The 16285-nt window shown below is 42.6% G+C and carries 11 protein-coding genes; 3 read left to right on the forward strand and 8 right to left on the reverse strand.

Going from position 1 to position 16285, the window contains the following annotated elements; all coding sequences use genetic code 11:
- The 6 genes from nuoG to ndhC form a co-directional block, all read right to left on the reverse strand.
- Window positions 1-2682: an NADH-quinone oxidoreductase subunit NuoG gene (nuoG, locus tag B9T33_RS15505; protein WP_086179790.1), complete on the reverse strand. Its 2682-nt coding sequence runs from the start codon at window positions 2680-2682 to the stop codon at window positions 1-3.
- 11 nt (window positions 2683-2693) lie between these two features.
- A complete protein-coding gene (gene nuoF / locus B9T33_RS15510) occupies window positions 2694-4022 on the reverse strand; it encodes an NADH-quinone oxidoreductase subunit NuoF (RefSeq protein ID WP_086179791.1) in 1329 nt (442 codons plus the stop codon).
- Window positions 4019-4528 (reverse strand): NADH-quinone oxidoreductase subunit NuoE, encoded by a 510-nt coding sequence (nuoE, locus tag B9T33_RS15515; RefSeq protein WP_078191103.1) that lies wholly within the window; start codon window positions 4526-4528, stop codon window positions 4019-4021. The genes nuoF and nuoE overlap by 4 nt, the downstream gene beginning before the upstream one ends.
- Before the next feature lie 14 nt (window positions 4529-4542).
- A complete protein-coding gene (nuoC, locus tag B9T33_RS15520) occupies window positions 4543-6330 on the reverse strand; it encodes an NADH-quinone oxidoreductase subunit C/D (protein WP_086179792.1) in 1788 nt (595 codons plus the stop codon).
- A gap of 87 nt (window positions 6331-6417) precedes the next feature.
- Window positions 6418-7095, reverse strand: a complete 678-nt coding sequence (locus tag B9T33_RS15525; RefSeq protein ID WP_086179793.1) for a NuoB/complex I 20 kDa subunit family protein — start codon at window positions 7093-7095, stop codon at window positions 6418-6420.
- 6 nt (window positions 7096-7101) lie between these two features.
- Window positions 7102-7650, reverse strand: a complete 549-nt coding sequence (gene ndhC, locus B9T33_RS15530; protein WP_086179794.1) for an NADH-quinone oxidoreductase subunit A — start codon at window positions 7648-7650, stop codon at window positions 7102-7104.
- A gap of 568 nt (window positions 7651-8218) precedes the next feature.
- Here ndhC and B9T33_RS15535 point away from each other — a divergent pair.
- The gene (locus B9T33_RS15535) at window positions 8219-8575 is read left to right on the forward strand and encodes a hypothetical protein (RefSeq protein ID WP_086179795.1); all 357 of its coding nucleotides are present in this window, start codon (window positions 8219-8221) and stop codon (window positions 8573-8575) included.
- Between the two features lie 79 nt (window positions 8576-8654).
- Here the strand turns inward: B9T33_RS15535 and bfmS are convergent, their stop codons facing one another.
- On the reverse strand, window positions 8655-10316 hold the full coding sequence (gene bfmS, locus B9T33_RS15540) for a sensor histidine kinase BfmS (RefSeq protein WP_086179796.1): 1662 nt from the start codon (window positions 10314-10316) through the stop codon (window positions 8655-8657).
- Window positions 10317-10360: 44 nt separating this feature from the next.
- Window positions 10361-11077 carry a response regulator transcription factor BfmR gene (gene bfmR / locus B9T33_RS15545; protein WP_067764711.1) on the reverse strand — a complete coding sequence of 239 codons (717 nt, stop codon included), beginning with the start codon at window positions 11075-11077 and terminating at the stop codon, window positions 10361-10363.
- Between the two features lie 587 nt (window positions 11078-11664).
- Here bfmR and B9T33_RS15550 point away from each other — a divergent pair.
- Window positions 11665-14496: a ribonucleoside-diphosphate reductase subunit alpha gene (locus B9T33_RS15550; protein WP_086179797.1), complete on the forward strand. Its 2832-nt coding sequence runs from the start codon at window positions 11665-11667 to the stop codon at window positions 14494-14496.
- 412 nt (window positions 14497-14908) lie between these two features.
- Window positions 14909-16192: a ribonucleotide-diphosphate reductase subunit beta gene (locus B9T33_RS15555; protein ID WP_086179798.1), complete on the forward strand. Its 1284-nt coding sequence runs from the start codon at window positions 14909-14911 to the stop codon at window positions 16190-16192.
- Window positions 16193-16285: the final 93 nt, after the last annotated feature.

The raw sequence follows: 16285 nt of genomic DNA on the forward strand, positions 1-16285 counted from the left end.
TTACACTCCTACCGCGACTGAAACAGGTTCTGCAAGCGATACTGTAGGTGCAAGACCTACTGGGTAACCGATATAGCCTGTTGGTAAATATTCAATCACTTGAACTGGAAGGACGATTTCAGCTTCGCCTGCTTTCACAGTGATACGCTGACCATCTTGAACATTCAAACGTGCCGCATCTTGCTCACCTACTGCAAACATTGCTTCTGGAATACGCGATTCCATTGCAGGTGTTTTCACCGTAAATTCGCCAGAAGCAAAAATATGGTGCATTGGTACAAGACGGAAACTATCTGCATTCACAAGTACAGGCGCAGGCGCTACGAAAGTACGTGCAGGACGTTTTGCTAAACGATCAAATAGACGAATGCCTGAATCACCACCTTTTAAATGACCGCCCACCTTGTCTTGGAATTTGTTCCAAGCTTGTGGTGAGTTCCAACCCGCCGACCATGCAAATGGTACAAGTGGTGAAGGTGTTTCAGTACCGACATAACCTTCCATTGAGAACGTTAACGCAGAATCTTTATCCACTGGCTGTTTAGGCTCGTGAATAGAAAGCGGTGCACGCATCGCAGTACGACCTGAGTAACGACGTGGTTCACGTGCTACTTTAAGACCATGTACACGGAAGCCAGCATCTGGAGCAACATCTTGAATCGCTTCAAGCGCAGGTACGTTTTTCGCAACTGACTCAATTACGTCATCAAGCAATGTCCAAGAAATCGCTTTGCCTTGCACGCCAGTTTCAATGGCATGTAACCAACGCCAAGATTCTTTGATTGCAAGTTCTGGTTTGTAGTAGCTAGGGTCATACACTTGGTAGAAACGTTGTGCACGGCCTTCTTGCGATACAACAGTACCATCGCCTTCAGCGAAGCTTGCAGCAGAAAGAACGATATTGGCTTTTTTCACAGTTTCAGTTTCAGAGTGATCTAGAACAATCACTTCTTTGCCTGAAAGTGCGGCATCAACTTGTGCTGCTGGTAAACGACGGTAAAGGTCATTTTCAACAATGATCACGGTATCGAAGTCTTGTGCAAACGCTTGTTCTAAGCTTTGACCACCAAGAATCGCCAAGCCCATTGAGTTCACTTCAGGAACAGTCAATGTTAAGCCCGCATTTGAACCAAGGTTTTGCGCTACTTGTGCAGCAGCTTCCATGATTGATGCGTCTTGTAAGCTTGTACCCGAGATGATCAATGGTTTTTTCGCAGCTTTTAATGTGTCAGCAATGCTTTGTGCAAATGCTTTTGCATCATCGTCTAAACCAAGAATCGCCTCACCTTTTACGCCTGCTGCAACAGCAAAGCCTAAACGTGCAATATCGTTTGGAGAAGCAACCACTTCACCTGTTGCAACGTCAGCTAGACGAGTTTGTGTTGCCGCCAAGATATAAATCGGAGATTTTTCATCTTGTGCAATACGTTGTACAGGTTCAGCTAACCATTCTTGAGTACGTTTTTCTGCCGCCATTTCTTTGGCTTTGTTCTTCGCTGCTTGGCGAACAGACAATGCCATACGTGGTGCAGTTTGAGTTAAATCTTCACCCAAAATAAGCACTGCATCATAGCTTTCAATTTCACGCATACCTGGGTTGTAAACACCTTCGGTTTGCATAATAGAAGCAGCTAGTTCAACCAGTTTTTGCTCTTTTTGAGAAATACCTGTTGAATAGTTTTCTTGACCCACTAACTCACGAAGCGCGAAGTTAGATTCAAGTGATGCACGTGGTGAACCGATACCCAATACTTTTTTGCCTTGGATATTTTCAATTACGGTATCAAGTGCTTGGTCAACTGAAACAGTTGTTACATTGCTACCTGAACGGAATTGCGGTTGACGCGGACGATCTTCACGGTTCACATAACCTGTACCGAAACGACCTTTATCGCAAAGGAAGTATTGGTTCACGTCGCCGTTGAAACGGTTTTCAACACGACGGAGTTCGCCATAACGCTCACCCGGAGAAATATTACAACCAGAAGAACAGCCTTGGCATACGCTTGGCGCATACTGCATGTCCCATTTACGGTTATAGCGTTCTGAGTGAGTTTTATCTGTGAACACACCTGTTGGGCAAACTTCAGTCAAGTTACCAGAGAATTCAGACTCTAAAGTACCTGATTCTGGACGACCGAAGTAAACACGCGATGCACTTGCATACACGCCGAAGTCTGTACCACCTGCATAATCTTTGTAGTAACGAACACAACGGTAGCATGCGATACAACGGTTCATTTCATGAGAAATGAATGAGCCTAGCTCTTGGTTGTAATGCGTACGTTTTGTGAAACGGTAGCGACGACGATCATGCTGTGTCATCACAGTCATATCTTGTAAATGACAGTGACCACCTTCTTCACACACTGGACAGTCGTGTGGGTGGTTGGTCATTAAGAATTCTACAATTGACGCACGGAAGTTTTTCGCTTCAGTATCTTCAATTGAGATATAGGTATTGTCAGCTGCTGGTGTCATACATGACATGACCAAACGACCACGGGTATCTTCCGGATTCGCATATTGAGTCACAGCACATTGACGGCAAGAGCCGACAGAACCTAAGGATGGATGCCAACAAAAGTACGGAATATCAATACCCAAAGACAAACATGCTTGAAGCAAGTTCTCTGAGCCATTGACTTCGTACGATTTGCCATCGACATGAATTGTAGCCATAGTCGAATTCCTTAAACTTGTTCGGCGTTGCTAACTTGAGCAGCAGCATTCACTACTTTTGCTTCAAATTCGCCACGGAAATGTTTGAGCGCGCCCATAAGCGGTTCCATTGCACCCGGTGCATGGGCACAGAAAGTTTTACCAATCCAAAGCTTACGAGTCAGTTCTTGTAAGTGATCGATATCTTCTTTCTTACCTTCGCCATTTTCTAAAGCTTTTAATGCTTTAACAGCCCAAGGTAGACCATCACGGCAAGGCGTACAGAAACCACATGATTCACGCGCGAAGAATTCTTCTAAGTTACGTGTCGCAGAAACCATACACTGAGTTTCATCAACTACCATCAGCAAACACGTACCTAAACGTGAACCTGCTTTCATGATGCTCTCAGCATCCATAGGAAGGTCAATGTGTTCAGCAGCAAGGAAATCGGTAGACGCACCACCTGGCAACCAAGCTTTAAGTTTAAGACCATCACGCATACCACCAGCATGATCTTCAATCACTTCACGCGCAGTCGTACCAAATGGTAATTCCCAAAGACCAGGGAATTTTACTTTGCCTGAAGCGCCGTAAATTTTAGTACCTGGATCTTTCGATTTACCTTCAGATAAACCGATGTACCATTCAGGACCACGAAGCATAATGGCTGGTAAGTTGTTGTAAGTCTCTACGTTGTTTACGATTGTAGGACGACCCCATGCACCCGCAACTTGTGGGAATGGTGGTTTAGTACGAGGGTTTGCACGGCGACCTTCAAGCGAGTTAATCAATGCAGTTTCTTCACCGCAAATATAACGACCCGCGCCAGTATGCACATGTAAATCAAAGTTCCAACCAGTGCCTTGAATGTTTTCACCCAAGTAACCTTTGGCACGAACTTGCTCAAGTGCTTCATTTAAGTATTGAGCAGCTTCGATGTATTCACCACGAATGAAGATATAACCTTGAGTTGCTTCAAGGGTATAACCGGCAATCAACATACCTTCGATCAATTGGTGAGGAAGTTTTTCCATCAACAAACGGTCTTTGAATGTACCTGGTTCCATTTCATCGGCATTACAGATCAGGTAACGAGGACCGCCATCATTTGGCGCCATCAACGACCATTTAATCCCTGCTGGGAAACCTGCACCACCACGACCTTTTACAGTCGCAGCTTTAATGACATCAAGAACTTCAGCGGGTTTCATGCCAATAGCTTTTTTAAAGCCTGCATAACCATCTAAAGCTTCATAATCATCTGCACTGCGAACATGTTCCTGTTTGCTCAAACGCCAAGTTAATGGGTGAGTTTCTGGGTTACCGTCGCCATAAATTGGTTTTGGTTCAGTATTCATACATACTTCTCCAATAACTGTTTAATTGAAGTCACTTCAACTAGACCGTGAGTGTCTTCGTCAATCATTAACGTCGGACCTTTGTCACAGTTACCCAAGCAGCAAATTGGTAGCAAAGTAAAACGACCATCTGCAGTCGTTTGACCAAATGAAATACCCAATTCACGTTGGAATGCTTCAGCAAGCGTTTCCGCACCCATCAAGAAGCAAGCAATTGAGTCACACAATAAAATTACGTGACGGCCTACTGGCTGACGGTAAATACGGTTATAGAAAGTAGCTACACCTTCCAAGTCTGCAAGACTCATGCTGAGCAATTGTGCAATAGCATTCATCTGTGCATCATCTACCCAGCCATTACGACGTTGTACGCATTTCAATGCATCCAAACATGCCGCACGTGGGTATGGATAGTGACCAATGTGATGTTCAATATCGTGGATTTCTTCCGCAGTTAAAATCCCTTCAACATTCACACGTGGTTTTTTGTCAGTCAAAATCATCATAATGCGATTACCCCTTAGCGATCCACGTCAGCCATTACGACGTCAATTGTCGCTAAATAAATGATTAAGTCAGACATTAAGCTGCCGTTAATCACAGAAGGCATTTGCTGTAAGTGCGTGAAAGTTGGTGTACGAATACGGGTACGGTAACTCATGGTTGACTTATCTGAAGTCAAGTAGTAGTTCGACGCGCCTTTTACCACTTCCGCCATTACAGAGCTTTCGCCTGCTGGCATTACAGGACCCCATGACACGCTCAAGAAGTGCGTAATCAATGTTTCGATGTCTTGTAAAGTTTTATCTTTTGGTGGTGGAACAGCCAGTGGATGGTCAGCTTTGTAAGCACCAGATGGCATGTTATCTAGACATTGCTTAACGATTTTCAGTGATTCTTCAATTTCACGGAAGTGAACCATCACACGTGCATAAGCATCACCTTCGTACTCTAAAGGTACATCGAAGTCGTAGTTTTCATAACCGCTATATGGACGGTATTTACGTACGTCGAAATCAATACCTGTTGCACGTAGACCAGTACCCGTTACACCCCAAGCCAATGCAGATTTTGCATCGTATTGCGCAACATTACGTGTACGACCAATAAACACTGAGTTTTTCAATGCTGCTGTGTAGTACTCGTTCATACGTTTAGGCATCCAATCCAAGATTTCACGGATTAGGTGCTGCCAGTTGTTTGGCAAGTCGTGTGCTGTACCACCGATACGGAACCATGCTGGGTGCATACGGTAACCTGTGATCGCTTCAATCGCGTCATAGATTTTTTGACGGTCAGCGAACATATAGAATACAGGTGTCATACCGCCAGCATCCTGAATCGCAGTACCGATAAATAACAAGTGGTTATTGATGCGGAACAATTCAGACATCATCACACGGATACATTGCGCACGGTCAGGAACAGTGATGCCTGCCATTTGCTCCACACCCAATACATAAGGCATGTTTTGCGCACAACCACCCAAGTAGTCGACACGGTCTGTATACGGAATGAATGAGTGCCAAGTTTGACGTTCAGCCATTTTTTCCACGCCACGGTGGTGATAGCCGATGTCAGGTACACAGTCTTTTACTTCTTCACCATCTAACTGCAAAATCACACGGAAGGCACCGTGTGCAGATGGATGGTTAGGACCTAAGTTTAGGAACATGAAATCTTCGTCATCGTTCCCGCGCTTCATACCCCAATCTTCAGGTACGAAACGAAGATGCTCTTGTTCGTAATCCTGTTTCGCTTGGTTCTGCATATACGGCGTATATTCAGTTGCACGCGCTGAGTATTCTTTACGAAGTGGGTGACCTTCCCAGTATGTTGGCAACAAGATACGACGGAGCATTGGATGCCCTTCGAAGTTGATGCCGAACATGTCATAAGCTTCACGTTCGTACCAGTTGGCATTTGGCCAAATGTTAGTTGCAGTCGGAAGATTTACATCATTCTCGCTTAAAGCAACTTTAATACGAATGTCAGTGTTACGCTCAAGTGATAACAAATGATAGAACACTGTGAAGTCAGACGCAGGTAAACCATCGCGGTGAGTACGTAAACGCTCATCTACCGCAGACAAGTCAAACAGCATCACGTATGGACGTGACACCGTACGCAAGAACATTAAAACTTCTTGTACACGTGCGCGCTCAACCCAGACTGTTGGAAAGTCTTCAAAAGTCTTTTGCACATAGAAGTTCTCACCAAATTTGGTTTTGAGCTCTTCTACAATTGCAAATGCAGGGCGGGAATCAACTGGAGTTGATTCTGGCATAGCAATGTCAGTTTCAGCCATTGGCTTGGCTTCCTATTTAATACAAATTCAGTCAATCAAAACGACAATTACACCCAGTCCGGGTGTATCAATACTTTGTCGCTCAGATTATTTAATTTCATCCATTGAGCGTAAGTTTTTCACGGCAATACGCTGTGCATTTTTACGGTCGCGTTCTGGCATCATCTTTGGCTTATATACTGGCTGAAGATCATCACCAATCACCGCAGAAAGAGGACGGCGCTCAAGTTGAATCTGGTCTTGCAATAACATTAATGCCTGAATTAAAGCTTCAGGACGTGGTGGGCAACCTGGAATGTACACATCCACAGGGATGATTTTATCCACACCTTGTACAACTGAATAAATGTCGTACATACCACCTGAGTTTGCACATGCGCCCATTGAGATCACCCATTTAGGCTCGAGCATTTGCTCGTACAAACGTTGAATTACAGGTGCCATTTTCATGAAGCACGTACCTGCAACAATCATTAAGTCAGCCTGACGTGGTGAAGCACGAATAACCTCGGCACCAAAACGTGACAAGTCATGCACGCCTGTAAGCGTCGTTGCATACTCTACGTAGCAGCAAGATGTACCAAAGTTGAACGGCCAAACTGAGTTCTTACGACCCCAGTTTACTGCTGTATGTGCCACGTCTTCTAAACGAGTCATGAACACATTTTTATTCACTTCTTCTTCAAGCGGATCCGTTACGATCTGGCGCTCTTGAAGTGGATATTGATCAGCATCCGGATTCGCACGGGTTAAGGTATATTTCATCCCGTATTACTCCTTGTCAGATGATGCAGTCGGTGATTTAGATTTCACACGACCAGATGATTGCGCTGGAATTTGACCAGTAGGGTCCATAACCAACTCTTCAATAGAGTTAAAGCGTGTGATTTCTGCGATATCCATATTTGGAGATCCAATTTTCATCGGCTTACCAGCTGCTTTACGTTTATCAGAAGGTGACCAATCTAAAGCACCCACTTTTACTGCATAAATCAAAGCAATCAATAAATCGATCACAAAGATCACAACAGTTGTAAAACCGAACCAACCTGCTTCACGCACAGATGTAGACCATGCATAAAGATAAAGTGCTTCGAGATCAAATACGACGAAGAAAATTGCAACTAAATAGAATTTCGCAGACAAGCGAATACGTGCACCACCAGCACCTACTACACCTGACTCAAACTGCTCTTGCTTAGCACGACCCCATGATTTACCCCCAAGGAGTAATGGGACGGTCAGCATAAAGACGCAAAGGAATGTAACGCCGATCACGAAGGCAATAATTGCCCAATCGTATGGAGTAATGGCACTCATGCGGGGATAACTCCTGGCAGGCCTATTTATTAACAAAGAATGTATGTATTGGCCTTCAAATACACCAAACACAAAATTAATCCCGCCAATTGTACCCGATTGAGGTCACTTCTTGCTAGCTTATCGGTATTGGTCTTTAGGATGATTTTTTAATCATTTCAGCATTAAACTCAAGTTTATTCCCTTAAAATTAGGATCAATCGCTTATTTAAATAAAAAATTAGTTTTTTATTTTTTTTTACACTTATTGGATTTTTTTAGAAAATTATGACTGAACAGTTTTGTACATAAACCCGTAATTTTGCTGCCTAAGCATCCAGTACAGATTAAAAATACCGACATCAACCATTTATTTCCTAAATGTTTTCTATTCTATTTTTTGATTAATTCAACATCAATTCATTCATTTTTTTTCGCTACCATGGCATTTTATACAATGCTGTTTTTCAATTTCATGACAGCCACTTTTTGAAATCTTGTCGCTTTTTTGCAACTCTTTGACATCACTTTTAAAGAGTGTGATATTTGTAGATAAAACACTAAAAGCAATCACAACGGAGAGACAATAATGACTTTAGAATTTACGCATAAACCTGATTATTTTCTATCTGCCCAATTGGTGATTCATCATATTCGCAACTACCTAAACAAACACCCAGATGCTCAAAACGCAATTTTTGATTTACGCGATGTCTATGAACTACTTCGCCATGACATGGCCTCCGCAACCACCAATTTGAGCGGGATTATGAATATTGCAGACGAATATAAGCTTGAAACTTTAAATGGTGACCAAAAGCTCATTAGCAATTATTCAATCGATGCAAAAAACAATTCCCTGCTTATCGACTTCAATGCCGATGCGCTTGAAGCTTTAAAAAATGGCAAACCAATTATTGAACCAGATGCAACGATTACCGAATAAATCACAAAATATTGATGCAAAAAAAGCCATTCAAATTGAATGGCTTTTTTATATTGATCAAACTCTAAAATAAAGCTTCTTAGTTTTCATTAGCACTAAGTTCTTTACCATCTAGCTTCGGCTTATTTTTCTTAAATCGTGTTGCTGGCCATGTCATCGTGAAGCGCGCCCCACCCAACTCAGGACTTTCGTCGATTGATATTGATCCACCAAACCAATAAGCAATACGACTCACAATAGATAAACCCAAACCATAACCACCCGATGCACGCGTACGACTATCATCTAAACGCGCGAAAGCATCAAAAATACGTTTACGATCTTCTTCAGGTATGCCCGGCCCATCATCTTCTACACAGATATATGCCATACCCTCTTCATCTACACCGCCACTAAGCAGAACCTTGTCATCACAGTAACGTACAGCATTCCCCACTAAGTTTTGCACCACACGATGCAAATAGCGACGTTCAGTTTCAACAATTACACTGACAGGTGGAGCATCGAGTTCCAAAATTTTGCCCGTTTTTAAGGCTTCAGTTTCAATAACAACCTGATCCAAGACATCAAATAGACTGACATCTTCAAACTCTAAAGATGGCATACCCTGCTCTAACTTGGCATAGGTCATAATCTCATCAATTAAGGTATTCAATGCCTCAATATCTTTATCGATTTGCTCAACTTGTTGCTGACGATAATCATAGTCATCTTCATCTGCCATCATTTCCACACCAAAGCGAATCCGCGCCACTGGTGTCCGCAGTTCATGCGATACCGCGCGCATCAACTCACGCTGTGCTTCGATCAAGCGTTCGATATGATCCGACATGGAGTTATAACTCGATGCCAATGTACCAAATTCATCCGTACTTTCGACAGGTAAACGTACCGATAAATCTCCACCCTTCATTTTATTTAATGCATAGTTAACGGCGCGTAATTTGCGCTGCATCGGCACCAACAACCCATACACGCCTAAACTTAAAACAAATAGACTGAGCAGTGTAATGCCCGCAGCCAATTGGAATGGCATCCAATTAAACAAAGGCACTGGCCCCATGACCAACACTTCAGAGGTAGAACTTGGAATTGGAGACACAATTGAAATGGTGGTACCACGTTCAGTTGCGCTATCGCGATACAAAATAATGCTGTGATCTAAACGTAAGCGTCCAATTTGCTCAGAGTCCAGCGGCAAACTTTGCACATTTTGAATAGAAATTGGATAAGAGAAATGGTGTTGAATTTTTTCCAGATACTGCTTTTCTTGACCTGGGTAATACACCAAATAATCAAGAATAAATACTGGTAAGGCTTTCATTTGACGTTCAGTGATATTGTCTGCCTTGATATAAAGCAAATGTGCTGGATCGTCTTTTAGACCAATAATAATGTAAGCCGCAGTTGTTTGTGCATCCCAACGTACCACTGCTTTGCGCTCTTCGATACGTTTAGATTCTGCACGCGTCAAATCAACTTGATTAGATTTAACATAATAAATCGGCAGCTCAAGTAGATCAGATGCATCGGACACCCAATCTGACTTCTGCTGTTCATTTGGTTGACGTGCAATCCCCTCACTAATAATAAAGGCAAGCCCGTCAGTAAGTGATTCACGATATTCTTGCGCGCGTTGGTAGTTAATAATCTGTACTAATAAATAGCCAAATGTCGCTACCAAAAAAACTAATATCAATAGTCCCGCATAAACGCGCAAAAATATACTGTGTTTAAACACTTACATGTGTCCTACATAGCCAAACGAAGGTACGGCATTCTACATTAAATGCCGTTGGTTTCTTTTACAAATAGATAACCTTTACTACGTACGGTTTTAATACGTTTTGGATTTTCAGGATCATCACCAATTTTTGGACGAATACGCGAAATACGCACGTCAATTGAACGGTCTTGGCCATCGTATTCAATACCACGTAGGCGCTCAAAAATATCTTCTCGAGAAAGAATGCGACCTGCATTTGAAGCCAACAACCATAAAAGGTCATATTCTGCGCTAGTGAAATCAACCAACTCATTATTCAATGTCACTGAACGTCCGCCGTTATCGATCACGAGATCATCAAACTCGATACGCTGTGCCACTTCATCTTCTGGTGCTTTATCTGTACGGCGAAGTAATGCACGAATACGTGCAAGAAGTACACGTGGTTGCACTGGTTTCGCAACATAGTCGTCTGCGCCCATTTCAAGACCCAGCACTTGGTCCATATCTTCGGTACGTGCAGTTAGCATCAAAATCGGTTGATGATAGTGCGGACGTACTTCACGACAAATCGTCAAGCCATCTGCACCCGGAAGCATCACATCAAGTAAAACCATGTCTGGTTGTTCAGCGATAATACGGCGAATTGCACGATTACCGTCTGGTTCTACCCCAACTTCGAGTCCATTACGGATTAAGTATTCTTGAGTTAAACGTGCAAGACGTTCATCGTCCTCAACAATTAAAATTTTTGGTAACTTTTCTTCTTGGCTCATTGATTGCCCCTTATTTGGTTGGGCGTATCCTATTTGAAATCCGATAGATACGCTTAAACATAATTTGCAATATACACACGTTTACATTGTAAACAAGATGGCATTCACGAAACTGATACATCAATATCGTATTTTGTAATAAATTTTAACCAGCCAGATTTCTGTGCAATTGTTTACAAATCCTTTCTGTGCACTATTGCTCAGAATATCAACAAAATAAAATCTGGATACATTTTCGTCGGATAAAAACTGACTGGTTAATTCACAAGATTTTGTGCTTTATCGACTTATCCACAATGTTATCTATAAGCACTCTTTTTTGACTTTGCTATGCTATGCCCTTGTCGAATAAGGCATATATAACAAAGATAAAAAATAGGGATTTTTTTGCAATGGATGCTGTTCAAACTGACCGAACTTTTTAAATAAATGTCAATATTGATCTACCCTGAATTTTCCCGTATCTTGTGTTCAATTAATTTTAAACCACTAGGTCTTGTGTTTAAACCTCAAATACTGTGGCATGGTTTTTGCCCAGTTCAAACGGTCCTAACATAAAAATAGATGAAAAATGGAGCTATGCTAGCATGAGCGTAACGAATTCAACCCCTGGTCAAATTCAGGTGATTAAACGCACCGGTGATGTTGCACCTTTTGATGCAGAAAAAATCTCTGTTGCGATCGGTAAAGCGTTTTTGGCCGTTGAAGGCCAGCAAAGCGCTGACTCCAGCCGTATTCACGACCGTATTTCTCAATTGACTGAGATGGTATTGAATACCTTTAACCGTCGTTTACCTTCTGGCGGTACCATTCATATTGAAGAAATTCAGGATCAGGTTGAACTTGCGCTAATGCGTACTGGCGAACAAAAAGTTGCTCGCTCATACGTGATTTACCGCGAACAACGTGCTGAAGCTCGTAAACAAACTGGCGCAAACCACCACCCGACCTTACAAGTGATGGGTTCTAATGGTCAGCTTAAACCGCTTGATCTTGGTGCACTTGAAGCAAATATTGCAAAAGCGGCTGAAGGTTTAGAAGGTATCAATGTTCAAGCAATCATCGATGAGACTGTTAAAAACCTGTATAACGGCGTTAAAGAGTCAGACATCTCGACAACGATGATGATGGCGACGCGTACACGTATTGAACAAGAACCAAACTATACATACGTGACTGCACGCTTGCTTCGTAATGACTTAGTTGCGACTGGTCTAGAATTCTTAGGTTTAGATGCTGATACAAACGAAGGCGACGCTTTAGAAACTTTCTTGAAGAAAGGTATTGCGCTTGATCTTCTTTCACCAGAGCTTCTTAACTTTGACCTTGCGAAATTGGCCGCTGCGATTCAACCTGAACGCTCTAACCAATTTACCTACCTCGGTCTACAAACATTATTTGACCGTTACTTCATCCATTCAGATGGCGTACGTTTCGAATTACCACAATTATTCTTCATGCGTGTTTCAATGGGCCTTTCACTCAATGAAGAAAACCGTGAAGAACGTGCAATCGAATTCTATAACTTATTGTCTAGCTTCGATTACATGGCATCAACTCCGACACTGTTTAACTCAGGTACTTTACGTCCGCAGTTATCTAGCTGTTACTTAACGACGATTGCCGATGACCTTTACAACATTTATGGCGCAATGCGTGATAACGCAATGTTGTCTAAATGGGCTGGCGGTTTAGGTAATGACTGGACGCCTGTTCGTGCTTTGAACTCTTATATCAAAGGTACAAACGGTAAGTCTCAAGGTGTTGTACCGTTCCTTAAAGTTGCCAACGATACTGCGGTTGCCGTAAACCAAGGTGGTAAACGTAAAGGTGCAGTATGTGCATACCTTGAAACTTGGCACTTAGACATCGAAGAATTCCTAGAGCTTCGTAAGAACACTGGTGATGACCGTCGTCGTACTCATGACATGAACACAGCGAACTGGGTTCCTGATTTGTTCATGCAACGTGTATTTGAAGATGCTGAATGGACATTGTTCACACCATCTGAAACGCCTGATCTTCATGATTTAACAGGTGCAGAATTTGCTGAGCGCTATGCTTACTACGAAGGCATCGCAAAAGAAACTAACATGCTTCATAAGAAAGTCCGTGCGAAAGACTTATGGCGCAAAATGTTGTCTATGCTGTTTGAAACTGGTCACCCTTGGATCACATTCAAAGACGTATGTAACTTACGTTCACCACAACAACATGTTGGTGTAGTTCACTCTTCTAACTTGTGTACAGAAATTACGCTGAACACCAATGAAGAAGAAATCGCAGTATGTAACTTAGGTTCAATCAACCTTGTTCAACACGTACAAGGCGGTGTTCTTGACCGTGAAAAACTTGCTCGTACAGTAAAAACTGCTGTTCGTATGCTCGACAACGTCATCGACATCAACTACTACGCTGTTCCTCAAGCACGTAACTCGAACTTGAAACACCGTCCAGTTGGTATGGGTATCATGGGCTTCCAAGATGCACTATACGAAATGGGTATGGCATATGGTTCAGACGCAGCGGTTGAATTTGCTGATGAATCAATGGAAGTGATTTCTTACTACGCAATCCAAACATCAAGTGACTTGGCTGTTGAACGTGGTACTTATGAAACATTCAAAGGTTCACTATGGGATCAAGGTATTTTACCAATTGATTCTCTAGACATCGTTGCAAAATCGCGTCCTGAACGTATGTTCGAAGTTGACCGTACTCAACGTTTAGACTGGGATACTTTACGTACTAAAGTTCAAAAAGACGGTATGCGTAACTCGAACGTGATGGCGATTGCTCCGACGGCAACCATTTCGAACATTTGTGGTGTGTCTCAATCAATCGAACCAACATTCCAAAACCTTTATGTGAAATCTAACCTTTCTGGTGAATTCACAGTGATCAACCCGTACCTAGTACGTGCGTTAAAAGATCGCGGTCTTTGGGACTCTGTGATGGTGAATGACCTGAAACACTTCGAAGGTTCAGTACAAAAAATTTCACGTATTCCTGAAGAGCTTAAAGCAATCTTCGCGACTGCGTTCGAAGTTGAACCGCGTTGGATCGTTGATGCTGCATCACGTCGTCAAAAATGGATTGACCAAGCTCAGTCTCTTAACCTTTACATATCTGGTGCAAATGGTAAGAAATTGGACATGACCTACAAAATGGCATGGTTACGTGGTCTTAAAACTACGTATTACCTCCGTGCATTGGGTGCGACTTCTGCTGAGAAATCAACCATTAATACGGGTGCATTGAATGCAGTTAAACCTGCAACTGTTGCAGCGCCTGTAGCAGTAGTAGCAAAAGAAGAACCTAAAGCTGAAGTTGCTGCTGAAGAAGACGGTTTTGCCAATGCAGCACCAGTGCCACAAGCATGTTCAATTGACAACCCTGATTGTGAAGCTTGTCAGTAATCTGACAGGTTTCTAATCCCCCTAAATCCCCCTTTTCCAAAGGGGGACTTCCTAAAACCATTTTGGATTCAAGGAAGCCCCTCTTTTTTAAAGAGGGGTTTGGGGAGATTTAAGAATTAAAAATAAACAAAGGAACCCCCCATGCCACACATGACCCATAACTATCAGTTAGGACTCGTTGCCTTGGTGGTTTCCTTTATTTTGACTTTTTATGTCCCGATCGCCTATTTCTGGTTCAAGGCATATAAATCGCGTAATCAAAATAAGTAGTGGGGATATTTGCTCTACCGAACAAGATTAGAGCAGTGATCGACAAAACTTAATTTTGCTTACACAAATTGAGCGTATAGTAGGACATCACAGCGTGGCTGGATGTCTATAAAAGATATAAAGCAACGAAGAGAGAACTGTTATGTCTATCCTAAGTTGGGACGATTTCGAAGATGATGAACCGAAACAAGCTGCACAAGCTCACCAGCCTGCGCCCGTCGAACCGAAAAAAACGACTGATTCGCAAGTGGTATCTAATGCACAGCACTCATCGCCGAATTTGGCAGCTGCACAACCCGCTCGAACCAGTACAAGTCGACCAACAGATTCAACCGATCCGTTGGCAAGAGCATCTAACACTCTAGAAACACTAGACGTTGCACCGGGCTTAGAAGAGCTTGAAATGGGTGCTCAGCGTGTTCAAGTTGACGATAAAGCAATGATCAACTGTCGTGCTGACTTAAACCAACTTGTACCGTTCAAATACGAATGGGCTTGGCAAAAATATCTAGATGGTTGTGCAAACCACTGGATGCCACAAGAAGTAAACATGAACCACGACATCGCGCTTTGGAAGTCTGAAAATGGCTTAACCGAAGATGAGCGTACCATTGTTATGCGTTCATTGGGTTTCTTCTCAACTGCCGATTCATTGGTTGCAAACAACTTGGTATTGGCGATTTATCGTCACATAACCAACCCAGAATGCCGCCAATACATTTTACGTCAAGCATTTGAAGAAGCGATTCACACACACGCTTACCAATACTGTATCGAATCTTTAGGTATGGACGAAGGCGAAGTCTTCAACATGTACCGCGAAGTTCCATCAGTTGCACGTAAAGCGGCTTGGGGTCTGAAATATACTCAGTCTTTAAGCGATCCTACCTTCAAAACTGGTACTCCAGAAAACGACCAAATCTTGCTTCGCAACTTGATCGCGTTCTACTGCGTACTTGAAGGTATTTTCTTCTACTGTGGTTTCAGCCAAATCTTGTCTATGGGTCGTCGTAATAAAATGAATGGTGTTGCTGAGCAATTCCAATACATCTTACGTGATGAGTCTATGCACTTGAACTTTGGTATCGACATGATTAACCAAATCAAGATTGAAAACCCAGGTTTATGGACTGCTGAATTCCAACAAGAAATCATTGATATGATTCTTGAAGGTACATTGCTTGAAATTGAATATGCACGTGACACGATGCCACGTGGTGTATTGGGCATGAACGCAGCCATGATGGAAGAATATTTGAAATTCATCTGTAACCGCCGTTTAAGCCAATTGGGCTTACCTGAACAATTTGCTGGTGTGAATAACCCATTCCAGTGGATGTCAGAAATGATGGACTTACGTAAAGAGAAGAACTTCTTCGAAACTCGCGTAACGGATTACCAAACTGGCGGTGCGTTAAGCTGGTAATAGCTTTTTAGCGTCACGCGACACAAGGTTTGTCAAAAACGATACATTGTTTGTCATAAAAAACCGCCATTATTGGCGGGTTTTTTTTTAAAA

The sequence above is a fragment of the Acinetobacter sp. ANC 5054 genome, from assembly GCF_002135295.1.
Classification (GTDB): Bacteria; Pseudomonadota; Gammaproteobacteria; order Pseudomonadales; family Moraxellaceae; genus Acinetobacter.